This window comes from Cutibacterium sp. LaCa_89, from assembly GCF_058177555.1.
The window spans coordinates 1,586,847-1,609,123 of the sequence record NZ_CP190889.1; the positions used below are offsets into that span (position 1 = coordinate 1,586,847).

Consider the following 22,277-nt stretch of genomic DNA (forward strand, 5'->3'; position numbering starts at 1 on the left):
TGTTAGCTTGACGAGTCTGCCGCTTCCCATTCCTTGATACTAATCGCACACTGACTTCATAGCACTATCACCGGACGGAACGATAGATCTGATACACCCACAAAGCCATTCATGCATCACAGGAAAACTTCATCCGCATAAGGGTTAGTTGCGATCAACTACCTATCAGTAAGGCCCGAGCAATTAGCATCGAAATGCCAGTGAAGAACGCTGATACATTTTCTGGTAGATACCCAAACCATCATCAGACATCCGCCCCGTACTGCGCTCTTACCACGGATAAGATTTCCTAAGCACCAGTCAGAGAATAACTGAATACTTGCAAAAGAGTGATAACCAAGGTTCGCAAGTTTGCCAACAGTAAAAATTCACAGTTAGACAAATTGCTTGCAACGCACACGCCCCAAGATACTCAAAATCTAGCGCAAGTACGAATACAAATAAGCCACTAGGCTAGACCAAATCATTTTAAGAACATGCGGATGAAAACCAGCCCCTCCAAAAGGAAAACTCAGATGCAAAGTTACTAGTTCCCCATGAGAGAGGCGAACGGCAGTTCCCGGGAAGAGGAAAATGCAGCATCTTGTGACCCTACTGTTGCTCGGGAATAGGACGACATCACTTCGCTGAAGCAGCCCCCAGGTCGATGGCGAGCGCATCCATCGAAGTGACGTCATCCTTACAGTTGAGGAGCCGTTGCGCACCTTACTCACGGCTGAGCGCACCATGCTAAGCCTCGTCTCACACTGCCCGGGGTCACGGATATCGCCGCCTAGGTGGGTGACACCCGCAAGACCGTTCCAGTGCTGCGAGTGCTGCAGCAGTACGCGGTGCGTTGTGGCGGGGCGTCACTCACCGGGTGGGGCTGAGCGGCGCCACACTCATCAAGGGCAATCACATCGCCTCGGCGAGATCGGTACCAGTGCTGGACCTGGGGTTCGACCTGCTCAGCCAAGGACCGCCAACCTGTCTGAAAACGTTGCCTCAGGAGCGTGGTAAACGCTCGGCGAGGTAGTCCTCGGCCTTGTCGATGGCGATGCGTTCCTGAGCCATGGTGTCACGGTCCCGCACCGTCACAGCATTGTCGTCAAGACTGTCAAAGTCCACAGTGACACAGAACGGAGTACCAATCTCATCCTGGCGACGGTAACGCTTACCAATGGCCTGAGCATCGTCGAAGTCGACGTTCCACCGCTGACGCAGGCGAGCCGCCAGATCACGAGCCTTCGGAGACAAATCAGAGTTACGGCTGAGCGGCAGCACAGCAGCCTTGACCGGCGAAAGACGCGAATCCAGCTTCAGGACAGTACGCTTATCAACCCCACCCTTGGCATTCGGAGCCTCATCCTCGGTGTACGCGTCAACCATGAACGCCATGAGAGAACGCGTAAGACCAGCCGCCGGCTCAATAACATAAGGCAGGTAACGCTTGTTGTTGGCCTGGTCGTAGTAGGACAGGTCCTTGCCAGAATGCTTCGAATGGGTACCCAGGTCGAAATCGGTGCGATTGGCGATGCCCTCGAGCTCGCCCCAGTCGGAACCGACGAACCCGAACTTGTACTCGATGTCGACGGTACGCTTCGAGTAGTGGGAGAGCTTCTCCTTGGGGTGCTCGTAGTGACGCAGATTGTCCGGGTTGATACCGAGGTCGGTGTACCAGGCAGTGCGGTTGTCAATCCAGTACTGGTGCCACTCCTCGTCGGTGCCGGGCTCGACGAAGAACTCCATCTCCATCTGCTCAAACTCACGGGTGCGGAAGATGAAGTTCCCGGGGGTGATCTCGTTGCGGAAGGACTTACCGGTCTGAGCAATACCGAACGGCGGCTTCTTACGAGCGCTGGTGAGCACGTTCTGGAAGTTCACGAAGATACCCTGGGCGGTCTCGGGACGCAGGTAGTGCAGACCAGACTCGTCCTCGACCGGGCCGAGGTAAGTCTTGAGCATCATGTTGAAGTCACGGGGCTCGGTCCACTGGCCCTTGTTGCCACAATTGGGACAGTTGATCTCCCCCAGAGGGACAGAATCCGGATCGTCGATCCCGTGCTTGGCGGCGTGGCCTTCTTGAAGATGGTCAGCACGCATACGCTTGTGACACGACAGACACTCGGTCAACGGGTCATTGAAGACGCCGACGTGGCCGGACGCGACCCACACATCGCGAGGCAGGACGACCGACGAGTCAAGGCCGACGACGTCGTCACGACAGGTGACCATGTAACGCCACCACTGCCTCTTGATGTTCTCCTTGAGCTCGACGCCGAATGGGCCGTAATCCCAGGCCGCCCGGGTGCCGCCGTAAATCTCGCCGCAGGGGAACACGAATCCGCGACGCTTGCAAAGGTTGATGACGTTGTCGAGTGTGCTGGTGGAGGCCACAGCCGTCCCTTTCTTCCAAGTCCTCATTGGAGTGGACACCCGGATGGTGTCCACGCGGGCAGCGCCACCGACGGATCTACATGTCCAGGCAGCGAGGCCATTGACCAGCCTACCGGTAACCACGCGGCAGCAATCACCACCAACCCCGCCTCGGAGCCGTCCGAGATGGTGCGCCCGGGGTCATCCACAGGATGCTGGGGTACATTTGAGGCAATTCCACGCCCAGCAGTGAGGTGATCATGGTGGAGAATCGGCGGCGTACGACCAAACAGCGCCTTGCCATTCGTGCTCTGTTTGACGACGAGTCGTTCTTCCTCACTGCCCAGCAGGTCCACGACCAACTGAGGGAACGGGGGGACCAGGTCGGTCTGGCCACGGTCTACCGGAACTTGCAGACGATGGCCGAGGACGGCGAGCTCGATGCCATCCGCTCCGAGGATGGCGAGATGACCTACCGACGCTGTTCCTCAGCTCACCACCACCATCTGGTGTGCCGTAATTGCGGCAAGGCTGTCGAGATTGGCCCGGAGAAAATCCTGGAGGACTGGGCGCGCGACATCGCTGCCAAGCACGGGTTCAGCGAGACCGGACACGAATTGGAGTTGTTCGGGATCTGCTCGGAATGCTCGACAAAGCGCGACAATTCCTAATCAGCGGCGCAGCCGCGGGGTGACGAGACCCAGCTCGCAGGCTCGCACCAGCACCTCGAGACGGCTCCGCACTCCCAGTTTCTTCGCCAGATGACCAATACGCTGTTTGACGGCAGACTCACTGAGGCACAGTTCTTCCGCGATGACAGCGTTCGACAGCCCCTCAGCGAGAAGCTTGAGGACGTCGTCGTCGGCGTTAGAGAGTTCCACCGGGTTCATGTCGACCTGACGAGGTGTTGCCTTACCCCCAACCTGGGCCGAGAAGGTCTCGACAACCCCTCGGGCGATCTCTGGTGAAACGGTCACCTGGCCGACCATGACGGCGCGTACCCCAGCGATGACGGCTTCGGGCTCGGACTCCTTGAGGAGGTATCCGGCGGCACCGGCAAGGATGGCCTCGACGACGATGTCCCGGCGGGCGAAGGTGGTCAGGGCGACGACGCGAACAGAAGGATGGCGGGAGACGATCATTCGGGTGGCCGTCAGACCGTCCATCTCAGGCATCTTGAGGTCCATGAGGACGACGTCGGGCAACAGCTGGTCAACGAGCTCGACGGCTTCACGACCGTTGGAGGCCTGGCCGACGACCTCCATCTCCTCGACGCGGGAGAAATAGCCCGCGAGGGCCTGCCTCATGATCGGATGATCGTCAGTGACGACGAGTCGAACTGACATCGCACCTCCTTACGTTACTCACCATCCTCGCATGCCCGAGCAGTCCTCATGACACCGGGTTCGCCCCAGCGCCATTGACGAACAAATGATCACCGTCAGGCCACATTGCCGGCCATGTGGGCAGCCAACCGGCCCATACGCACAGCATGTCGCTGCACGTGTCAGCGACATCCACGCGACTCCCTGCACCCCGTTGTAGATGCCCCCTCCGAAGGGATACATTGTGCCCATGAAGAAAATCATCACCGGCATCGTGGCTGCCTTGGCAGTTAGCTCCTTCTCGATGGCAGCCCCCGCTCAGGCCTCCGCCGAGTCCACCCCTGTTCAGAACGCCGTCAATACACAGCCAAAGGCACATGTCGAGGGAATCATAGAAGGCTTGTGCGCCATCTACCCTAATTGGTGTGACTGATCCCATACCCAATATATAGGCCGTCTGGCCCATGGGGAAACACATCAAATGAATAGTGGTGCGTCTGGACGCCGCCTCATTCCCAAAGGGAGCAGTCGAACCTTTGGTATCACGGTTACCGTCATCACTGTGCTGGTGTTTTCCGGTGCGGACGATCTGCGTGTGGCTGTCGTAACTCACCGATGCGGCAGTACGATGATCTGGCTGGTAGCCACTTACGTCTTCACCACAGTGGCTCTGCTGTGTTGGCAGCGTCCTGCACTACAGGAATTGCTACTGCTTGTCGGCCTGGTCAGTAGCGTCGCCGCGGAAAAGGTCGCATTTAGCATTCCTCTGTTGGTCGTGCTTGCATTCTTCGCCAGCCAACACGGTCTAAGACGCCATTTCATTCCGATTATTATCGGAGCCGCTGTTGTCATGACCCGAGCGACTGCTCACGAAGAACGATGGGCTTCCATCCTATTGGTCGCAGGCCTCGCATGCGGAATCGGTGTCGGATTCGGCTCCGCATTCCGCTGGCTCGATCACCGCCGCGAGCAGGCGGAGGAACAAGCAGCTGACGCCCTCGAACAGGCAGCCCATGCCCACGAGGAAGAACGCCAACAGTTGGCAGCCGAGCTCCACGACGTCGTGGCCAAGGACCTCACCGTCATCACCATGCTGGCGGGTTCCCTTCGTCTCAATACCGCTGACGAAGACGTCATCACGGCGTCGAAGTCCATTGAGACGACCTCCCGGACGGCCCTCGACGACCTTCAGCGCCTGCTCCTGGTGCTGCGAAACCAGAATCTTCCGCTGGTGTCCTCCCCCACCCACGAGGACTCCGTCGAGGCCACCGTGGCAGCCATGGTGACGCGCCTTGAAACCTTGGGATGGCACGTCGATTGGTCGGTTGATTGTAAACCGATGCCGGTGAGCGTTTCCGACGCCGTTAACCGAATCCTCGACGAGTCGACCGCGAACGCGATTAAGCACAATGGCCCGACCACGGCAAAGATCATTGTCCGAGACGATGGCGATGACGTCGTCGCCACCGTCTCCAATCCGGTTACCGGATCCGAGATTGAACCCGTCCGTTCCACCGGGATGGGTATTGCGCGACTCAAGGAGCGGGTCTCCCTGCTCCGTGGTGAGATCTCCATTGGTCTGCGCAATGGTTGGTGGGTCGTCGATGCGCGAATCCCCCGAGCGAAGCCCATTCGCGAAACCTGACAACTACTTTCACACATATGGAAGGGGAGGCCGGTAGGATGCCGGCCTCCTCTTTTTCGTTGTGTCTGGAATCTCAGAAGAGTCCGGCGTTCTGACGGTGATTCATGTCGTTCCAGGTCCACTTCTGGGAATTGATGTCCTGGTCATTCCGCGTGGTGGTGTCATCTGGAAGACGACCAACCTGCGAGGTGGTGATCTCCTGGACGATGCGACCCTCGTGGTGCCGGGTCTGGCCATCGGCGAAGTTGAAGTTGGCGACGACCTGGTTCTCGCCCGAGCGAAGTCCGTTGGCGAGGATCACTCGGAAGGTGCGTGTGGAGGTCGACTCGTCGAACCCGAGATCCGTCACGGTGGCACCGTTGTAGCCCTTGGGAGTGATGACACGGTTGACGTCGGTTGGCCCGGAGACGGTGTGGACCTTGACGATGAACTGTACGACCGGCGAGGGGGCGTAGTAGTTCTTCGTACCGACATTGCTCACGTGCAGCGCTACCAGACCGGGATGCCCCGGCTTCTTGAGCGGGGACACGCTGTACATGACGCTGAGGTCGTGGTCAGGACGAGCCGGAGGCTCGGTATCTGCGGCCTGGGCTGCCAGCGGAGCCGATGCCAACAGTCCAGTGGCGACCAAAGACGCACCGAGTGCACGGAACTTCTTCATCAGTTGTCACCTCCGTTGACGAAGCCATCTCCGCCGGGGACGAGCTCGGTCGGATCGTTGTAGACCTTCACCTGAACAGAGGTCGTGCGAGGAGCGTGACCCTTGAAGGTCCAGGCATTTCCCCAGGTGCCATTCATGAGGCAGCGCTGTTGAGTGCCGGAGAACTGGACGACATGGAAGCCGTAGGTGGCACGGGCAGTCTTGTGAGCCGGCACCTTGTACGGGCCGATGGCCTGACCGGTGTGCCAAGACATCTCCCAAGCTATCGTCGAGCTGATCTTGGCCGTCACGCCGGAGAACTGTCCACCGACGTCACCAGTGACGCTGGCCTTGATGCTCTCGTCCTTGCCCACAGTCTGGGTGAGCGTCAACTCCTCGTCCGTGGTGTTCGTCATCTCGAAGGCCCCGTAGGGCTTGAAGGTGTCACTCACCTGCGAGATCACGGTGCGGTAGTCGCCCCGGTTGCACACCGGATGGTTGTTGCGCCGATTGGCCTTCACCGGTCCACTGGTACTGGTGTGGACGATCGGGACGTTGTAATTGATCGTCGAAGTGTCGTCGTTGTAGCCGCTGTGGGCATGAGCTTGGGAAGCAAAGGACCCAGCAAGGGTGATCCCCGCTCCCACGACACCCAGGGCGCGGCGCGTCCCGTGACCCATCATGTCCGTCTCCTTCTGGTTCGTTGTATCCAGATCCCCATTGGGATCTGATCCGAACGTTATCCAGAGCGGTGATGTAGTACGCCCCACGAGAGCCAACGGAATACTTCGGTACACAACAGTGGAACAAAGGTCTGTCCTCGCCACCCCAGATGGCCAAAAGTTGGGCCCCGGACGGGTCAGCGTTCCAGGAACGGCATCGATCGTAGTCCTCGGTCCATGTGCCAGGACACGAATGCGGCGACAAGCCCCGACCCTTCCCGGATCCTGGGCCACGTCACCTCCCGAGTCGCGGGCCAGTCCCCCACCAGCAGCGCCCGCAGGTAAACGATCGTCTCCTCATGAGGATGCGGGGTGCCAGGAGGCTGACAATTGATGCAGACCACCCCGCCCAGGCTGGGCGAGAACCCAGGGTGCGGGCCGGGCTCTCCGCAGCGGACACAATCGACCAGGTCAGGTGCATATCCCGAGGCCGACAAGGATCGCAACAGGTAGGAGTCCAACACCATCTCAGGTGGCCGTGGACCGTCAGCCGTCCCCCACCCAAGGACCCGCAACGCACCAGCAAGCAACCGATACTGGGCCGGAGCCGGCTCCCGATCCACCGGGACCAGGTGATCGGCGGCCTCGACCATGACCTCTGCGGCTGTGAAGAGCCCATAGTCCTGACGCAGTGGCGCGGAATATGGGTGAAGGCATTCCACCTGAGCGACGACGTCGAGGTTTCGTCCCTGCACCAACTGCAGATCGACGAGGTTGAAAGGGTCCAGCCGGGCTCCGAACTTGCTGGAGGTGCGTCGGACACCTCTGGCCACTGCGCGAATCTTGCCGTGTTCCCGCGACAGCATGGAGACAATGCGATCGGCCTCACCTAGCTTGTGTGTGCGCAGGACGACAGCTTGATCGCGGTAGGTGGGCATGACACCCAGTCTCCCAGCCGCGGTGCGCAACCGAAAATGCTCTGCGCAAAACTGCCATGCCCGGCCTTTCAGGGTGTCCGCCTGCCCTGACGATGCTCCCACCCAGTACCGTTGTCGAGAACCCCACACCAGGAGAAGCCCCATGGACACCTTTGTCGCACTGCTCGGCAGCGTGTGGTACTTGGTGCTTGTGGCAGCCGTCAGTCCGGTCATGATCCTCAATGCCAGCGCCGCCGTGCATGGCCAGAAACAGAACCATGGCTGGGCCTTCGTGTCCGGGGCGGGGTTGGTGCTCGGCGCCATTGGCATCACGAGTTTTGGCTTGCTCGGAAGTGCCGCCACCGACTTCGCCTCCCGTCAGCTGGCCTCCCACGCCGTCGACCGTGTACTGGGCATTCTGCTCTTCCTCTTCGGCTGTTATCTGGCGTGGAAGAAATGGGGATCCCATCGCGTCCAGAAATTCCGACACAAGAAATCGTCAGGTCCGCGATCCACGGGTGCGCACGGCATGTTCACCTGGGGTGCTCTCGGCATGGCCACCAACTTCACGACGATCCCACTGTTTATCTCGTCAAGCCAGCGCATCGGAACATCCGACCTGCCACTCATCGTGCGCATCCTGACCTTCATCGTCACGTGGTGGATCGTCCTCATCCCGGCATGGCTGCCGATCGTTGTCGATCGTCTGCGACCCAATTCCTCGGGTATCTCCGGACGGACTCGAGAACGCATCGGCCATTGGACCAGCGTCGCCTCGATCATCGCCTGTCTCGGCTCGGGAATCATCATCGTCTGGACGACGCTGTGAGGGTCGAAACAGGCTTGCCAGTTGCTGCTGGTCCGTCTGTGCAACATGGGACGTCGGCTGTAACACCACCGTCGGATCCCAAGCGAGCGCAACGCCACTACGCTGTGACCCATGGCTCACACCACACCGCGACCCCCGAAGCGCGGCCCGCTGCCGCACCCGTCCGGAGCTCGTCCTCCGGAACTGCCTCCGGAGCTCATCCCCCGACATGTCGCCATCGTCATGGACGGCAACGGACGGTGGGCCAAGCAGCGCGGCCTCAAACGAACCGAGGGGCACGCCCGTGGTGAGGACGCCCTCTTCGACGTCATCGAGGGGGCCATCGAGATGGGCATCCCCTACCTGAGCGCCTACGCCTTCTCCACCGAGAACTGGAAGCGCTCCCCCGACGAAGTGCGTTGGTTGATGGGGTTCAACCGCGACGTCATCCATCGTCGTCGTGACCAGCTTGACGCCATGGGGGTGCGTATCCGCTGGGCGGGTCGTCACCCCAAGTTGTGGAAGTCGGTCATCAAAGAGTTGGAGTCGGCCGAGCAGCAGTCAGCTGACAACACCGTCCTGACCCTGCAGTTCTGCGTGAACTATGGCGGTCGCGCCGAGATCGTCGACGCGGTGCGAGACATTGCCAGGCTGGCGGCCGAGGGGAAGATCGCTCCGGATCACATCACCGAGAAGAGCTTCCGCACTCACCTCGACGAGCCAGAGATTCCTGACGTCGACCTGTTCTGGCGTTCCTCGGGAGAGCAGCGCACATCGAACTTCCTGTTGTGGCAGTCGGCCTACGCCGAGATGGTGTTCTCCGACGTGCTGTGGCCCGACGTCGATCGCCGAGACCTGTGGGACGCCGTCCTGGAGTACGCGAAGCGGGACCGCAGGTTCGGTGGGGCCGTCCCCAATGAGGTCAGCCCCACCGCCTGATTTTGTTGGTCGCCCATCCTTGGCTGGGTCAGCGACGGGAGCGATTCACCGCGCTGACAACGGCTTTGAGGGAGGCCTGGGTGATGTCGGGATCGATTCCGACACCCCAGAGGATCTGCGAGGTTTCGCCATCTCCGATCTCACACTCGACGTAGGCGGCGGCCTTCGCGGTGCCGCCGGACGTCATGGCGTGCTCGGAGTAGTCGAGCACCTGGACGGCGACGTCGAGGGAGGCCAGGGCGTCGATGAATGCCGAGACCGCACCGTTGCCCTCACCATGGACCTGGGTGCCCTCGTCGTTGTTTCGCAGATTGGCGGTGAGCTGGTAGGAGCCAGACTCCGTGGAGGTCGTGCGGCTGACCAGCTCGATACCGGGCACCTGCAGGTACTCGCGGTTGAACAGGTCCCAGATCTCGTCGTGGGAGATCTCGCGAGCCTGGTCGTCGGTGTAGTTCTGCACCGCGCGGGAGAACTCGATCTGCAGACGACGCGGCAGGTCGACCTGGTGCTCGGTCTTCATCAGGTAGGCCATGCCACCCTTGCCAGACTGACTGTTGACACGGATGACGGCCTCGTAGGTACGACCGAGGTCGTGCGGGTCAACGGGCAGATACGGGGCCTCCCAGCCGATCTCGTTGATGTCAATGCCCTGGTCCTCGGCGCGACGGGCCAGGTCTTCCAGACCCTTCTTAATGGCATCCTGGTGGGAACCGGAGAAGGCGGTGAAGACCAGATCGCCGGAGTAGGGCTGGCGGGCCGGCACTGGCAGACCGGTGCAGTACTCGACGGTGCGGCGGATCTTGGGCATGTCGGAGAAGTCGATACCGGCGTCAACTCCCTGGCTGACGAGGTTCATGCCCAGGGTGACCAGGTCGACGTTGCCGGTGCGCTCGCCGTGGCCGAAGAGACAGCCCTCGACGCGGTCGGCGCCGGCCATCTGAGCGAACTCGGCGGCCGCGACGGCGGTGCCACGGTCGTTGTGCGGGTGCAGGGAGACGCAGACGTTCTCGCGGTCACGGATGTTGCGGCAGAAGTACTCAATCTGGTCGGCGTAGGTGTTCGGGGTGCTCATCTCGACGGTGGCCGGCAGGTTGAGGATGATCTCGCGGTCCGGACCGGGCTGCCAGACGTCCATGACGGAATGGCAGACCTCGATGGCGAAGTCCGTGGAGGTCTGGCTGAAGATTTCCGGGGAGTACTCGTAACCGAACTCGACGTCGTCCAGGTACTTCTCGGCGTACTTGACGACCCACTCGGTGCCCCGGTGAGCCAGGTCGATGCACTGCTGCTCGTCCATCTTGAACACGACCCGGCGAAAGAGCTCGGCGACCGCGTTGTACATGTGGATGGTGGCGCGGTGGGCGCCCACGAGGCTCTGCGCGGTGCGCTCGATGAGGTCCTCACGGGCCTGGGTCAGGACCGAGATGGTGACGTCGTCAGGGACGATGCCGGACTCGACGACCTGACGGACGAAGTCGAAGTCAATCTGGGAGGCCGAGGGGAAACCGATCTCGATCTCCTTGTAGCCCATCTCGATGAGCAGCTCGAACATACGCATCTTGCGAGCCGGGGTCATGGGGTCGATGAGGGACTGATTGCCGTCGCGCAGGTCGGTGGACAGCCAGCGCGGGGCGTGGTCGAGGGTCCTGTCGGGCCAGGTGCGGTCAGGCAGCTTCTGCGGGACGAAGGGCTGGTAGCGACCGATGGGCATCTCACTGGCCAGCTGACAGGGGAGGGGCTGAATTCGCGTCATCAGTAGTGGTCTCTCCGAAAGTGTGTGACTTCTCGGGCAGCCCGATCACCCGCAGCGAGGAGGCCACCCTTTCAACGGGTCTCGCTGCGGCACACAAGCAGGAGCGCGCGCGACATGTGTGTCAGAGTACACCGCAGTCGTGAAACCGTGGGATTCCTCTCAAAATCGACCGAAGACTGACATGGACCGCCGTCGGTGGGACCATCTGGTCATGCTGCTGCTTCACGACGCCCGCATTCTCGACCTGATTGACGGGTCCGCTGGCGAACCCACCGATGTGTTGCTCTCCGATCGCGTCGTCGCGGTCGGTCCGGAGGCCTGGCAACGTGCCGCTGACTCCTCGGAGGCCGTGCGCCGTGTCGACCTGGACGGACGCATCCTCATGCCCGGGCTGTGGGACGAGCACGTCCACGTCGGGCAGTGGGCATTGGCATCCCGAAAATTCCTCGTCAGCCAGACCGCTGGTTACCAACAGGTCCTCGACGAGGTCGCGACACACGTGGAACGACGCGCGGACAGTGACGAGCCCATCCTGCAAGGGTTTGGTTTCCGGTCCTCGGTGTGGGACTCGAACCCGAATGCCGCGCAGCTCGACGCCGTGACCGGCGACCGGGCGGCCGTCCTCGTCTCGGCTGATCTGCACTCGGTGTGGTGCAACACCGCCGCGATGCGCGAACTCGGCGTCCAGGGTGACGGATTCTTCCGCGAGAAGGCCACCTTCGACATCCAGACCCAGCTTTCCCATGTCGATCCCCATGTGCTGGACGGTTGGGTCGGAAGTTGCGGAGGTGCGGCTGCTCGGCTGGGAGTCGTCGGCATCCGCGACATGGAATTCGACACCGACGTCGAGACCTGGGTGCGGCGCGAGGCAGATGGACGCTGTCCGCTGCGAGTCGAGGTGAGCGTCTACCCCGAGTGTCTTGACGAGGCGATCGCGCAAGGACTGGCCACCGGGCAGTCCCCCATCACTGAGAAGCCTGGTCCCAGCCGGGTCGCCATGGGCCCGCTCAAGGTCATCGTCGATGGCTCAATGTCAACGCGCACCGCGTGGTGCATGGATTCATATCCATCGGGTGGTGGACCTGAGGGGGCCGGAATCGACTCGGTCACACCTGAGGACCTCGTCGAGCTCATGAGACGGGCGAAGGCTGCCAACCTGCAGTGTGCGGCCCACGCCATCGGCGATCGCGCCGTCCGGGAGGTCCTCGACGCCTTCGAGACGACCGGCATCTCGGGATCGGTGGAGCACGCCCAGGTCCTCACCGATTCCGACGTCCCCCGGTTCGCGAAGTTGGGAGTGCGAGCCAGCGTCCAGCCCCTGCACATGGTCGATGATCGTGACGCCACCGACGTCATGTGGGCCGACCGCGCCGATCGCTGCTTCCGATTCGCCGACATGGTGGAGGCCGGGGCCGAGTTGGCAATGGGGTCGGATGCCCCGGTCTCCCCAGTCGATCCATGGGGTGCCGTACGGGTGGCCGTCGAGCGGACCGGGGACCTTCGCCCGGGATGGCACATGGAGCATGCCCTCACCGTCTCCCAGGCCTTGCTGTCCAGTACTCGCCAGATCGCCGAGGTGGTCGAGGGCGGGCCGAGCGACGTCATCGCCGTGGGCACCAACCCCTTCGACCTCTCCGGGGAGACACTGGCAGGGTTGACCAGTGACCTGACGATCGTCGGCGGAGAGGTGACGGCCTCAGCCATATGAGGCCGTCATCGGTCTCAGAACCCCAGCCGGTTGAGGTACTTCGGGTCGGACTGCCAATTCGGCAGCACCTTGACCTGCAGGTCCAGATGAGTCGGCGTCCCCAGCAGAGCAGAGATCTGCTGCCTGGCCTGGGTGCCGACCTCCTTGATGTGGGATCCGCGGTGACCGATCATGATTCCCTTCTGAGAGTCACGCTCGACGATGAGGGATGCGTGGACGTCGAGCAGCGGACGGTCCTCCGGCCTTCCCTCACGCAGCCCCATCTCCACGATCTCCACGGCCAGCGAGTGCGGGAGCTCCTCGCGTACACCCTCCAGAGCCGCCTCACGGATGAGCTCGGCGACGAGGGTCTCGGTCGGCTCATCGGTGACCTCTCCGTCCGGGTAGTAGGCCGGCCCCTCTGGCAGCAGGGAGACGATAACGTCGTGCACCTCGTCGACCTGCTCACCGGAGACCGCCGAACAGGGGACGATCGCGGCGAACTCGATGCCGACCTCTTCCTGCATCTTGTCGATGGCGGTGAGGTGCTCAACCATCCGCGCCGAGGAGACCAGATCCGATTTCGTCGCCAGCGCGATGAGTGCAGGCTTCCTGGGAAGGTCGGCGATCTGCTTGACGAGATAGGTGTCTCCCGGCCCGATCCGCTGGTTGGACGGCAGGCACACACCAATGACGTCGACCTGAGTCCAGGTGTCGAAGACGAGGTCGTTGAGGCGTTGGCCCAGCAGGGTGCGCGGTTTGTGGAGTCCGGGGGTATCGATGACGACGATCTGGGAGTTCTCGTCGGTGACGACGCCGCGGATGACGTGGCGGGTCGTCTGGGGCTTCGAGGAGGCGATCGCAATCTTCGAGCCGACCAAGGCATTCGTCAGGGTCGACTTGCCGGCGTTGGGGCGCCCGACGAAGCACACGAACCCGGAATGGAACCCGGAGCGGGTGGACTCGGCCACCCGGGCAGCCACATAGTCGACGTCGGAGATCTCCTCGTCATCACCGTCCATGAGATAGGCCAGCGAGGGCATCTCGTCGTCACTCATCGTCGTCCTCCTCATCGGGGGTTTCCTCGGGGGCCCGCTTCACCAGGCAGGTGTCCACCTGGTGACGTCGCCCGGTTGCCTTCTCGGCGGTGATCTCCAGCCCCTCCCAGATGATGACAGATCCGGGGATCGGGACGACGGACAATTCCTTGGCCATGAGGCCGCCGACGGTCTCGACGTCGTCATCGTCGACCTTGAGGTCGAACAGCTCGCCCAGGTCGTCGACTGGCAAACGCGAGGAAATCCGGAAGACTCCGTCCTCGATCTCCTCGGTGAGGGTGGGCTCGGCGTCGTACTCGTCGACGATCTCGCCGACGATCTCCTCGACGATGTCCTCGATCGTCACCAGGCCAGCAGTGCCACCAAACTCGTCCACGACGATGACGAGGTGATTACGGTCACGCTGCATCTCGCGCAGCACCTGGTCGACCGGCTTGGAATCGGGAACGACGACGGGCGGACGCATGATCGACTCGACGGTCTCGGACGCGTAGCCCTCAGGGTTGTCGAGAACTCGACGCGAGAGGTCCTTGAGGTAGACGACCCCTTGAACATCGTCGAGGCTCTCACCAATGACCGGGACCCGGGAGAATCCGGAACGCAGGGCCAGGGACATGGCCTGACGCAAGTTCTTGGACCGCGGGATGAAGACGACGTCGGTACGCGGGACCATGACCTCCTTGGCAAGGGTGTCACCCAGCTCGAAGACCGAGTGGATCATCTCGCGCTCGCCGGCCTCGATGAGGTCGGAGGCCTCGGCGTAGTCGACCATCTCGCGCAGCTCGGCCTCGGAGGTGAACGGACCCTCGGCGTATCCCTTTCCGGGGGTCAGCGCATTGCCGATGAGGATGAGCAGGGCTGCGATCGGGCCAAGGATCTGCGCCAACACACCCCACGGTCGCGACCAGAAGGTGCAGATGGCGGTGTCATGCTGGCGACCCAGGGTGCGCGGCGCCACTCCCCAGGCCAAGAAATCGACGAAGACCATGATCGCCACGACGACAAGCACCTGCTGCCAGAGCAGATCGAAATGACCGAAGATGAGGAGAGCGACGAGGGCCGTCGCCGTCACCTCGGAAATGACTCTCACCAGCATCGCGGTGTTGATGAAGGGGGCGGGATCGGCCACCATGTCCTGCACTCGCAGGTGAGGCTTCCGCCCATCGGCGGCCAGCTCCTCGGCCTTGGAGTGGGACATATGCTGAAGGGCCGTCTCCATGGCCACGTTGAGGCTTGCCAACACCGTGAAGATGAAGGCGATCGCAAGAACGACCCATTCCTGCTGCGTCACCGCTGGCCTGCCTGTTCTCGATGACCATCCCATACGGCGATGATCTCGTCGTTGAGTCCGAACATGACGCGCTTCTCCTCCGGCTCGGCGTGGTCGTGGCCAAGCAGATGAAGCAAACCGTGGATGAGGAGGTATTCCGCCTCCCCGTCGGGGGTACGACCGTTCTCGGCCGCCTGCCGAGCCGTGACAGTCGGGCACAGCACGATGTCGCCGAGCAGACCTGACGGCGGGTCCTCGTCGTCGCCGGGAGCACGCATCTCGTCCATGGGGAAGCTCAGCACGTCGGTCGGTCCGGGGAGGCCCATGAACTTCTCGTGGTAGGCCTCCATCGTGTCCTCGTCGACGAGGATGATCGACAGCTCCGAGGAGGGATGGATGCGGAGCCGGTCGAGGGCGAAGGTCGCCAGTCCGACGAGCCCCTCCTCATCGGCCGGGGAACCGGACTCATTGGTGATGTCGATCATCGGGTCTTCCTGTTCTTGCGCGGGTTCCTGGGGCCGTATGACTCGGCGACGGTGTCGTACCGGTCGTAGGCGGCGACGATCTTGCCGACGAGACGGTGACGGACGACGTCACGGCTGGTGAGGTTGCAGAAGGCGATGTCATCGATGCCGTCAAGGATGCCCTGCACCACTCGCAGGCCGGACTTCACCCCACCGGGCAGGTCGACCTGGGTAATGTCGCCGGTGACGACGATCTTGGATCCGAACCCCAGACGGGTGAGGAACATCTTCATCTGCTGGGGCGAGGTGTTCTGGGCCTCGTCGAGGATGACGAAGGCGTCGTTGAGGGTGCGGCCACGCATGTACGCCAGCGGTGCCACCTCGACGGTTCCGGCGCCGATGAGACGCGGGATGGAGTCCGGGTCGACCATGTCGCGCAGGGCGTCGTAGAGCGGGCGCAGGTAGGGGTCGATCTTCTCCGAGAGGGTGCCCGGCAGGAAGCCGATCTTCTCCCCCGCCTCCACGGCCGGACGGGTGAGGATGATCCGGCTCACCTGCTTAGTCTGCAGGGCCTGGACCGCCTTCGCCATCGCCAGGTAGGTCTTGCCGGTACCGGCGGGGCCGATGCCGAAGGTGACGGTGTGGGCGTCAATGGCGTCGACGTAGCGCTTCTGGTTGAGGGTCTTGGGGCGAACCGTCTTGCCACGACTACTGAGGATGTCGGCCGTCATGATCTCGGCCGGCCCCTCCCCGTTGCGGGTCATCGCGACGATCCGGTCGACGTCGTCGGCGGACAGTCCCTGCCCGGTACGGATGATGGTGGTCATCTCCGTGAGGATGTCGTTGGCGTCGGCAAGATCGGCGGGATGCCCGGCGAGGTGAATCTCGTTGCCTCGCACCAGGATGTCGGCACCGAGGGCGTCCTCGAGATGCTTGAGGAACTCGTCGTTGGGGCCGACCAGGGTGACCATGGGAATCGATGCGGGCACCGTCACGACTCGGCGCGCCGGGCCGGGGTTGCCGGTATCGGTGTTGTGGGAGTGCAAGGTGGTGGTCAGGGTTCTCTCCGGTATGACGCGAATGTGTACTCTCCCACTGTAGACGTAGCCAACGACTGTATTGATCGTCGCGGTAGCCAGGAGGTGGAGATGGGACTGGGCTGGCTCGACGACGCCGCGTTCGTCCTGGGCACGGAGTTGTCCCTTGACGAGGTCTTGCGCGACGGGGTGCGCACCAGCGTCGCTCGGTGCTGGGTGGACGGTTCCACCGTGGCCAGCGAGGGAGCCCACACCGTCATTGCCAAGTGTTTTCGATCCAAGGCCATGGCCCACAACTCCGGCGGTTTCGGGATCGTGCGGGAATGGGCTGGATTGGCGACGATCCCCGGGGCGCCACGGTTGTTGGCCGCCGACCTGGATCTCGGGGTCATCGTCATGGCCGATCTCGGCGAGATGACGACCTTAGCCGATGTGCTGTCAGGATCTGATCCTGATGCCGCTGTGGAGGCGGCTCGGGCGTGGGGACGCGGACTGGGGGCGACGATGCGCGGGGCCGATGTGGCGACCTTCCGACAACTCATCAGGAAGGCCGACCCGGGGACGCTGTCCGCAGGCGGTCCGGCCTCTCCTCGGCTGCCGGGGCGTGGGGCAACGAGGCTCGCTGAGCTGTTGGACGACGGGGTGCTCAGCGCGGAGGCGTCGGCCGAGATCGGGCTGTTCGCCGAGCTCGCAGGCGGGGATGACGCCGTCCTCACCCAGGCTGATCCGTGTCCGGGAAACATCGTCATTCCCGCTGATGGGGGTGACGCCACCTTCATCGACTTCGAGGCCAGCAGCGTCCATCATCCCGCGGTCGATCTCGCACATCTGCAGGTTCCGTGGGTCAGTTGTGACGACTCTGGCCAGGTGAGCAAGCTTTTCAGGGAAGCTGCCATGGCCGGGTATCGGGAGGTCGGCCCCGAGGTGAGTGAGGACATGGTTGCCCTGGCCGCGGCAGCGGCCACCTTGCAAACCACCGAGTTGTCGCTGGGCCCGTTGCGGCGACGGGAGGCTTCCGGACGGTTCGGAAGCGGGCGTCAACGTCTGGTCTCGCGGTGGCGGTGGGTGGCCGAGCACCCAGGAAGAACTCCGGAACTGGCCCGGATGTGTGGGAGGGCGGCTGACCTGGCCGTCCAGGATTGGGGTTGGCCCGGCGAGTTGGGGACGGTCCCCTGCTTCCGTGGGTGATCAGTCTGGAGGACAGTCCGGGAGGGCCGGCACCTCTCGACGCCGGCCCTCCGAGAGTCAGATCTCAACTGCGGAACTGATCGGTGGCCTTGACCAGTTCGGAGGCGGCGAGCGGCTCGAAGGCCGAGTGACCAGCCAGCACGATGCGCAGATCCGCGTTCGGCAGGGCCTTGGACAGGCTGACGGCGGTGACGTCTGGGCAGCACATGTCGTAGCGGCCCTGGACGATGATCGTCGGGATGTCGGCGAGCTTGTGGGCATCGCGCAGCAGCTGTCCCTCGACCATGAACCCGTGGTTGACGAAGTAGTGGTTCTCGATGCGGGCGAAGGCCAGCGCGAACTCCGGATCGGAGAACTCCTTGACGTGGGATGGGTCGAAGGAAAGCGAGGTGGTCGCTCCCTCCCAGGTCGTCCAGGCCACGGCGGCGGGGCCGTGGACATCGGGGTCGTCGTCCCAGAGCAGGTCGTAGTAGGCGGCGATGTTGTCGCGGGAGAAGTCATGTCCAGCTCGACGCAGCGGCTCGCAGAACTTGTCCCACAGCTCTGGGTACACCTCGGACGCACCGAAGTTGTAATACCAGTCGAGTTCCTGCTCACGCAGAGTGAAGATGCCGCGCAGCACCAGTTCGGTCACCCGCTCGGGATGGCTCTCGGCGTAGGCCAGGGACAGACACGATCCCCAGGATCCGCCGAAGACCTGCCAGCGCTCAATACCCAGCAGCTCACGGATCTTCTCAAGATCCTCGACGAGCTTCCAGGTGGTGTTGCTGGTCATCTCCTTCGGAGTGCGAGCCTTGGCGATGTGCGGGGTCGACAGGCCGCAACCGCGCTGGTCGAGGACGACGATGCGGTAGGCCTCGGGGTCGAAGAAACGACGGCGCTCGGTACCGCCACCGCCGCCAGGGCCACCGTGCAGGAAGACCACCGGCTTGCCGTCAGGGTTGCCGCACTGCTCGACGTAGAGCTGTTGGCCATCACCCACATCGACCATCCGAGTGTCGTAAGGATCAATCGGCGGGTAGAGATCCCGATGCGGGCTGATGTTGAGTTCCGGGGTTGCAAGGGTCACGGAAACCTCCTTTGGTCGTAGTTGTCACTTCGATGGTATTCGTCAACACGGTTACCATTTCGCCGTGACATCAGACTCCACCAGCCGCAGATCATCTGCCACCGTCCGCCCGACGTATGCCGATCGCGGATCTGGGCACTACGACATCCTCCTGACCCTCATGTGTGTCGTGGTCATCCTGTCGAACATCGGTGGATCGAAGGGAGTCCAGCTCGGCCCCATCACCACCGACGGCGGGTTCTTCCTCTTCCCGCTCGCCTACGTCATGGGAGACATCACCACTGAGATCTACGGGATCAATGCGGCTCGCCGCGCCATCGTCATGGGGTTCATCTGCTCGATCCTCTCGGTGCTGTGCTTCTGGGCAATCATCGCCCTGCCAGGTTTCAACGACTCCTACTCAGTGGCTCATGACGCCGCCCTCGAGATGTCGCTAGGACCGCTGTGGCAGATGGTACTGGCCGGGGCATGCGGATTCCTCGCCGGACAGTTCACGAATTCGGTCATCATGGTACGTCTCAAGGCCAAGTGGCTGGAACGTGGCCTGGTCGGTCGTCTGATGGGGTCCACCGGCGCCGGTGAGGCCGTCGACACCATCATCTTCTGTGCTATTGCGGCACCGGTCGTCGGAATCACCAGCTTCCGACAGTGGTGCAACTACACCTTCTTCGGATTCTTGTGGAAGACCCTCGTCGAGTACGCCTGCATCCCGATCACAACCCGGATCATCGCCTCGATCAAGAAGCACGAGCCGAGCTATCAGGAGAGGCTCGCAGCGGCTCAGCATTGACGCTGTGCCTCGGAATACCGGCGAAATCTGCCAATAAACGCCGATGGTGACGTTGCCATCATGGTGTCGGGCCGATTTTTGGCAGATTTCGCTGACAGTCCCGTACACCAGCGCCTTTGAACGTCACGTCACTGATTCGTTCCGCCCCCAGGGGTTCTTGAGGCTGACTCGACCGTTGCTCTGCAAGATCGAGCGTAGGTGGATCCTTTCTCCAACGAGCACGGCGAACACCGCGAGGATGAGGGAGATGTCGTCGCCCCGAGACCTGCACCCGCTCGGACATCCTGAGGGTTTTCACCCTGGTGTAGGGAGCCGATCGAATCGACCAGCCATTGTCGGTGAACTCCACCTCGACCTCGTCCTCGGTGTCGAGGGCTTGACGAGTACCTTCAGCATCGATCCCCGCGCGATCCGACGAAGCTGCACCATGAGCAGTGGTAGAAGAAGGTCCCGATCGACTCTCGCGCGTTCGCGAACGTAACGAGTGGCGCCGTCAATCTCCTCCGTCGCGAGGATGAGATGAGGGAGAACAGGCTTGTCAGTTGGCCTTGGCTAGCCTTCCACCATTGGCATTCCAGCGACCCATGAACTCGGTCTCGAGGGCATCCAACTCCCCGTTACGCATGGCAGCGCGTATCTGGTCGACGAGCCGAACCGTCCAGCGTTCGTTGTGGATCGTCGCCAGGGTGTTGGCGAGCATCTCCTTCGCCTTGAACAGGTGGTGGAGGTAGGCACGGGAGTAATAAGTGCAGGTGTAGCAGTCGCAGCCCTCCTCCAACGGACCGAAGTCACGCCGGAATCGAGCGGTGTTGACGTTGTAGCGCCCATCGACGGTGTAGATGGCGGCGTTGCGGGCCACCCGGGAAGGGTTGACGCAGTCGAAGGTGTCGGCACCAGCACGGCAGGCGGCGAAGAGGTCGTCAGGCTCGGAGATGCCCAGCAGGTGACGGGGGCGATCCACCGGAAGCTCCTCGGCACACCAGGTGACGATCCGCCCGAGATTGACCTTCTCGATGGCACCTCCCAGGCCGAAGCCGTCGAATCGCTGGCCGTTGATCTCCATCTGCGACAGATCTCGGCAAGCCTTCCGGCGCAGGTCCTCGTACTGTGCTCCCTGGATAACCCCGAACAGAGCTTGGTAGGGCTTGCCGACCCGGGCCTCGGTGAGGCGACGATGCTCAGCCAGACAGCGTTCGGCCCACCGTCGCGTCCGCTCCAACGCCTCCTCCTGGTAGGAGCGGGTATTCATGAGCGTGGTCAGCTCGTCGAAGGCGAACATGATGTCCGCACCGAGATGGTGCTGGATCCCCATCGACACCTCAGGGGTGAAGCGATGGAGGTCACCGTTGAGCGGGCTGCGGAAGGTGACGCCGTCGTCGTCGACCATGGCCTTGCGGTCGGCGTCGGCAGCAATGACATCTTCCTCGGTGAGCTGAGAGACGTCCATCGCCAGGGTCTTCTTGAACCCGGCGCCGAGGCTGAGCACTTGGAAGCCGCCGGAATCGGTGAAGGTTGGACCGGTCCAGTTCATGAATTGCCCCAGTCCGCCAGCCTCGTCAACGAGGTCTGGACCCGGCTGCAGGAAGAGGTGATAGGCGTTGGCCAGCACGGCTTGGGCTCCCAGCTGCGCCACGGACTCAGGCAGCAAGGACTTGACGGTGGCCTTGGTCCCGACGACGACGAAGGCCGGGGTCTCGATATCACCGTGCGGGGTGTGGATGACGCCAGTGCGCCCATAGGAGTCGTTGAGGTGCGAGGTGACGTCGAATCCGAATGGCATGGGCGTCATTGTATTGACGAGTCCCCCTGGGCGCGCCGGGCCAGAGGGGACCAGGGACACCACCCTGCCCCTCTCCGGTACGGGCCCTACTGCTAACCTGTGGCTATGCTGTGAGCAATATGGCTCACCTCCGGGAAGGAAAGATACCGATGAAAGGCGTTCATACTCTGGGGATGGTCGTCGTCGGAGCGTTGCTCACCGTGACTGTACCCGTGGCACCAGCCCGTGCGACTGCTTGGGATACTGACATCGACACATTGGTGCGATTCACACCAGAATCGACGAGAACCGATGTGATCGAAGGCGTCGAATCCCTGGCTGGTCAACGTCACGAGTCACCGGAACAAACTGCTGAGTTCCTCGTTGCAGAAGTCACTCGTGAAGCCCGAGAGTCAGGCTTCGGCAGCTCCTCGACGAGATCGTCATCGAGCAGTTCCGGGCGGTGCCCCACCCATGCTCTCGATGCCAATCATCGCGGTGACATCATGTGGACAGCTGCAGGTCCTGCCGGTGTGGCGGCGTGGAATCATGTCGCCCTGTACACGGAGCCCCATCTCCTCACCGAAGCCCCCGGAGTAGGGAAAAATACTCGAAGGATTCGTCCCAAAGCGAAATGCGTATCTCGCAATTGGGGACGATATGGTCTCAAGGGTATACCTTGGTCAGCCCGAGAAAAAGCGAAAACTTGGGCGTACGCCCATCTCAATAGACCATACAAGAAACAATTCTGGAACAACAAGAAGATCGAGGACACTCATTACAATTGTTCCCAGTTCGTGTGGGCGGCATACAAGATCTCCGGATATGACCTTGATTCCGATGGCGGCCCAGGGGTTTACCCTGATGACATCCGGAACAGTCGTTATCTCGTGCACTACTGAGGACGGAAG

22 protein-coding genes are annotated in these 22,277 nt (G+C 62.2%); 10 read left to right on the forward strand and 12 right to left on the reverse strand.

Annotated elements, in window-relative coordinates; all coding sequences use genetic code 11:
* Positions 1 to 776 precede the first annotated feature (776 nt).
* Entirely contained in the window at positions 777 to 869 is a 93-nt protein-coding gene (locus ACP8LP_RS07325) for a hypothetical protein (RefSeq protein ID WP_484483062.1), read from the forward strand.
* A 115-nt stretch (positions 870 to 984) separates the two neighbouring features.
* Here ACP8LP_RS07325 and ACP8LP_RS07330 read toward each other — a convergent pair whose 3' ends face one another.
* Positions 985 to 2,403 (reverse strand): glycine--tRNA ligase, encoded by a 1,419-nt coding sequence (locus tag ACP8LP_RS07330; protein ID WP_484483063.1) that lies wholly within the window; start codon positions 2,401 to 2,403, stop codon positions 985 to 987.
* Between the two features lie 212 nt (positions 2,404 to 2,615).
* On the opposite strand from ACP8LP_RS07330, the gene ACP8LP_RS07335 reads away from it, so the two are divergent.
* Entirely contained in the window at positions 2,616 to 3,026 is a 411-nt protein-coding gene (locus tag ACP8LP_RS07335; RefSeq protein ID WP_004811653.1) for a Fur family transcriptional regulator, read from the forward strand.
* Here ACP8LP_RS07335 and ACP8LP_RS07340 read toward each other — a convergent pair whose 3' ends face one another.
* Complete coding sequence (locus ACP8LP_RS07340; RefSeq protein WP_004811654.1) at positions 3,027 to 3,701, reverse strand: response regulator; 675 nt, start codon at positions 3,699 to 3,701, stop codon at positions 3,027 to 3,029.
* A 229-nt stretch (positions 3,702 to 3,930) separates the two neighbouring features.
* On the opposite strand from ACP8LP_RS07340, the gene ACP8LP_RS07345 reads away from it, so the two are divergent.
* Positions 3,931 to 4,113, forward strand: a complete 183-nt coding sequence (locus ACP8LP_RS07345; protein WP_021108589.1) for a hypothetical protein — start codon at positions 3,931 to 3,933, stop codon at positions 4,111 to 4,113.
* A 48-nt stretch (positions 4,114 to 4,161) separates the two neighbouring features.
* Positions 4,162 to 5,325 carry a sensor histidine kinase gene (locus ACP8LP_RS07350; RefSeq protein WP_016667438.1) on the forward strand — a complete coding sequence of 388 codons (1,164 nt, stop codon included), beginning with the start codon at positions 4,162 to 4,164 and terminating at the stop codon, positions 5,323 to 5,325.
* Between the two features lie 73 nt (positions 5,326 to 5,398).
* Here the strand turns inward: ACP8LP_RS07350 and ACP8LP_RS07355 are convergent, their stop codons facing one another.
* The 3 genes from ACP8LP_RS07355 to recO all read right to left on the reverse strand — a co-directional run bounded on the left by ACP8LP_RS07355 (position 5,399) and on the right by recO (position 7,565).
* Positions 5,399 to 5,986, reverse strand: a complete 588-nt coding sequence (locus tag ACP8LP_RS07355; protein ID WP_063280015.1) for a hypothetical protein — start codon at positions 5,984 to 5,986, stop codon at positions 5,399 to 5,401.
* Positions 5,986 to 6,648, reverse strand: a complete 663-nt coding sequence (locus tag ACP8LP_RS07360; RefSeq protein WP_279186644.1) for a hypothetical protein — start codon at positions 6,646 to 6,648, stop codon at positions 5,986 to 5,988. The genes ACP8LP_RS07355 and ACP8LP_RS07360 overlap by 1 nt, the downstream gene beginning before the upstream one ends.
* A gap of 176 nt (positions 6,649 to 6,824) precedes the next feature.
* Entirely contained in the window at positions 6,825 to 7,565 is a 741-nt protein-coding gene (gene recO / locus ACP8LP_RS07365) for a DNA repair protein RecO (RefSeq protein ID WP_279186643.1), read from the reverse strand.
* A 142-nt stretch (positions 7,566 to 7,707) separates the two neighbouring features.
* On the opposite strand from recO, the gene ACP8LP_RS07370 reads away from it, so the two are divergent.
* Together ACP8LP_RS07370 and ACP8LP_RS07375 are read left to right on the forward strand one after the other, a co-directional pair.
* Complete coding sequence (locus tag ACP8LP_RS07370; protein WP_016667434.1) at positions 7,708 to 8,373, forward strand: hypothetical protein; 666 nt, start codon at positions 7,708 to 7,710, stop codon at positions 8,371 to 8,373.
* A 222-nt stretch (positions 8,374 to 8,595) separates the two neighbouring features.
* Positions 8,596 to 9,291, forward strand: a complete 696-nt coding sequence (locus ACP8LP_RS07375) for an isoprenyl transferase (RefSeq protein WP_036976558.1) — start codon at positions 8,596 to 8,598, stop codon at positions 9,289 to 9,291.
* Positions 9,292 to 9,319: 28 nt separating this feature from the next.
* Here the strand turns inward: ACP8LP_RS07375 and leuA are convergent, their stop codons facing one another.
* Entirely contained in the window at positions 9,320 to 11,044 is a 1,725-nt protein-coding gene (gene leuA / locus ACP8LP_RS07380) for a 2-isopropylmalate synthase (RefSeq protein WP_434286116.1), read from the reverse strand.
* 211 nt (positions 11,045 to 11,255) lie between these two features.
* Here leuA and ACP8LP_RS07385 point away from each other — a divergent pair, with 211 nt between their 5' ends.
* Entirely contained in the window at positions 11,256 to 12,752 is a 1,497-nt protein-coding gene (locus tag ACP8LP_RS07385) for an amidohydrolase (protein WP_484483064.1), read from the forward strand.
* 14 nt (positions 12,753 to 12,766) lie between these two features.
* Here ACP8LP_RS07385 and era read toward each other — a convergent pair whose 3' ends face one another.
* Genes era through ACP8LP_RS07405 form a run of 4 tightly spaced genes read right to left on the reverse strand, consistent with a single transcriptional unit; the run spans position 12,767 to position 16,569 of the window.
* Positions 12,767 to 13,789, reverse strand: coding sequence for a GTPase Era (gene era / locus ACP8LP_RS07390; protein WP_484483065.1), 1,023 nt, complete (start codon positions 13,787 to 13,789; stop codon positions 12,767 to 12,769).
* A complete protein-coding gene (locus ACP8LP_RS07395; RefSeq protein ID WP_016667429.1) occupies positions 13,782 to 15,080 on the reverse strand; it encodes a hemolysin family protein in 1,299 nt (432 codons plus the stop codon). The genes era and ACP8LP_RS07395 overlap by 8 nt, the downstream gene beginning before the upstream one ends.
* Positions 15,077 to 15,544 (reverse strand): rRNA maturation RNase YbeY, encoded by a 468-nt coding sequence (gene ybeY, locus ACP8LP_RS07400; protein ID WP_279186640.1) that lies wholly within the window; start codon positions 15,542 to 15,544, stop codon positions 15,077 to 15,079. Before ybeY ends, ACP8LP_RS07395 begins: the two co-directional genes overlap by 4 nt.
* Positions 15,541 to 16,569, reverse strand: a complete 1,029-nt coding sequence (locus ACP8LP_RS07405; RefSeq protein WP_169311836.1) for a PhoH family protein — start codon at positions 16,567 to 16,569, stop codon at positions 15,541 to 15,543. The genes ybeY and ACP8LP_RS07405 overlap by 4 nt, the downstream gene beginning before the upstream one ends.
* A 36-nt stretch (positions 16,570 to 16,605) precedes the next feature.
* Between ACP8LP_RS07405 and ACP8LP_RS07410 the strand changes: the two genes are divergently transcribed.
* Positions 16,606 to 17,748 carry a phosphotransferase family protein gene (locus ACP8LP_RS07410; RefSeq protein WP_484483066.1) on the forward strand — a complete coding sequence of 381 codons (1,143 nt, stop codon included), beginning with the start codon at positions 16,606 to 16,608 and terminating at the stop codon, positions 17,746 to 17,748.
* Between the two features lie 64 nt (positions 17,749 to 17,812).
* Here the strand turns inward: ACP8LP_RS07410 and pip are convergent, their stop codons facing one another.
* Positions 17,813 to 18,817, reverse strand: coding sequence for a prolyl aminopeptidase (gene pip / locus ACP8LP_RS07415; protein WP_279186636.1), 1,005 nt, complete (start codon positions 18,815 to 18,817; stop codon positions 17,813 to 17,815).
* Between the two features lie 37 nt (positions 18,818 to 18,854).
* Here pip and ACP8LP_RS07420 point away from each other — a divergent pair, with 37 nt between their 5' ends.
* Positions 18,855 to 19,607 (forward strand): queuosine precursor transporter, encoded by a 753-nt coding sequence (locus ACP8LP_RS07420; protein ID WP_279186663.1) that lies wholly within the window; start codon positions 18,855 to 18,857, stop codon positions 19,605 to 19,607.
* Between the two features lie 538 nt (positions 19,608 to 20,145).
* Here the strand turns inward: ACP8LP_RS07420 and tgt are convergent.
* Positions 20,146 to 21,387, reverse strand: coding sequence for a tRNA guanosine(34) transglycosylase Tgt (gene tgt / locus ACP8LP_RS07425; RefSeq protein WP_334353234.1), 1,242 nt, complete (start codon positions 21,385 to 21,387; stop codon positions 20,146 to 20,148).
* Positions 21,388 to 21,536: 149 nt separating this feature from the next.
* Between tgt and ACP8LP_RS07430 the strand changes: the two genes are divergently transcribed.
* Complete coding sequence (locus ACP8LP_RS07430) at positions 21,537 to 22,268, forward strand: hypothetical protein (protein ID WP_279186671.1); 732 nt, start codon at positions 21,537 to 21,539, stop codon at positions 22,266 to 22,268.
* The last annotated feature ends 9 nt before the right edge of the window (positions 22,269 to 22,277 follow it).

Excerpts from the sequence above, each read along its gene's own strand:
- recO (WP_279186643.1), bottom strand. The coding sequence starts at position 7,565 with ATGCCCACCTACCGCGATCAAGCTGTCGTCCTGCGCACACACAAGCTA.
- ACP8LP_RS07350 (WP_016667438.1), top strand. The coding sequence starts at position 4,162 with ATGAATAGTGGTGCGTCTGGACGCCGCCTCATTCCCAAAGGGAGCAGT.
- ACP8LP_RS07345 (WP_021108589.1), top strand. The coding sequence starts at position 3,931 with ATGAAGAAAATCATCACCGGCATCGTGGCTGCCTTGGCAGTTAGCTCC.
- tgt (WP_334353234.1), bottom strand. The coding sequence starts at position 21,387 with ATGCCATTCGGATTCGACGTCACCTCGCACCTCAACGACTCCTATGGG.
- era (WP_484483065.1), bottom strand. The coding sequence starts at position 13,789 with ATGAGTGACGACGAGATGCCCTCGCTGGCCTATCTCATGGACGGTGAT.
- ACP8LP_RS07375 (WP_036976558.1), top strand. The coding sequence starts at position 8,596 with ATGGACGGCAACGGACGGTGGGCCAAGCAGCGCGGCCTCAAACGAACC.
- ACP8LP_RS07430 (WP_279186671.1), top strand. The coding sequence starts at position 21,537 with ATGAAAGGCGTTCATACTCTGGGGATGGTCGTCGTCGGAGCGTTGCTC.
- ACP8LP_RS07335 (WP_004811653.1), top strand. The coding sequence starts at position 2,616 with ATGGTGGAGAATCGGCGGCGTACGACCAAACAGCGCCTTGCCATTCGT.
- ACP8LP_RS07340 (WP_004811654.1), bottom strand. The coding sequence starts at position 3,701 with ATGTCAGTTCGACTCGTCGTCACTGACGATCATCCGATCATGAGGCAG.
- ybeY (WP_279186640.1), bottom strand. The coding sequence starts at position 15,544 with ATGATCGACATCACCAATGAGTCCGGTTCCCCGGCCGATGAGGAGGGG.
- leuA (WP_434286116.1), bottom strand. The coding sequence starts at position 11,044 with ATGACGCGAATTCAGCCCCTCCCCTGTCAGCTGGCCAGTGAGATGCCC.
- ACP8LP_RS07355 (WP_063280015.1), bottom strand. The coding sequence starts at position 5,986 with ATGAAGAAGTTCCGTGCACTCGGTGCGTCTTTGGTCGCCACTGGACTG.
- ACP8LP_RS07360 (WP_279186644.1), bottom strand. The coding sequence starts at position 6,648 with ATGATGGGTCACGGGACGCGCCGCGCCCTGGGTGTCGTGGGAGCGGGG.
- ACP8LP_RS07370 (WP_016667434.1), top strand. The coding sequence starts at position 7,708 with ATGGACACCTTTGTCGCACTGCTCGGCAGCGTGTGGTACTTGGTGCTT.
- ACP8LP_RS07330 (WP_484483063.1), bottom strand. The coding sequence starts at position 2,403 with ATGAGGACTTGGAAGAAAGGGACGGCTGTGGCCTCCACCAGCACACTC.
- ACP8LP_RS07385 (WP_484483064.1), top strand. The coding sequence starts at position 11,256 with ATGCTGCTGCTTCACGACGCCCGCATTCTCGACCTGATTGACGGGTCC.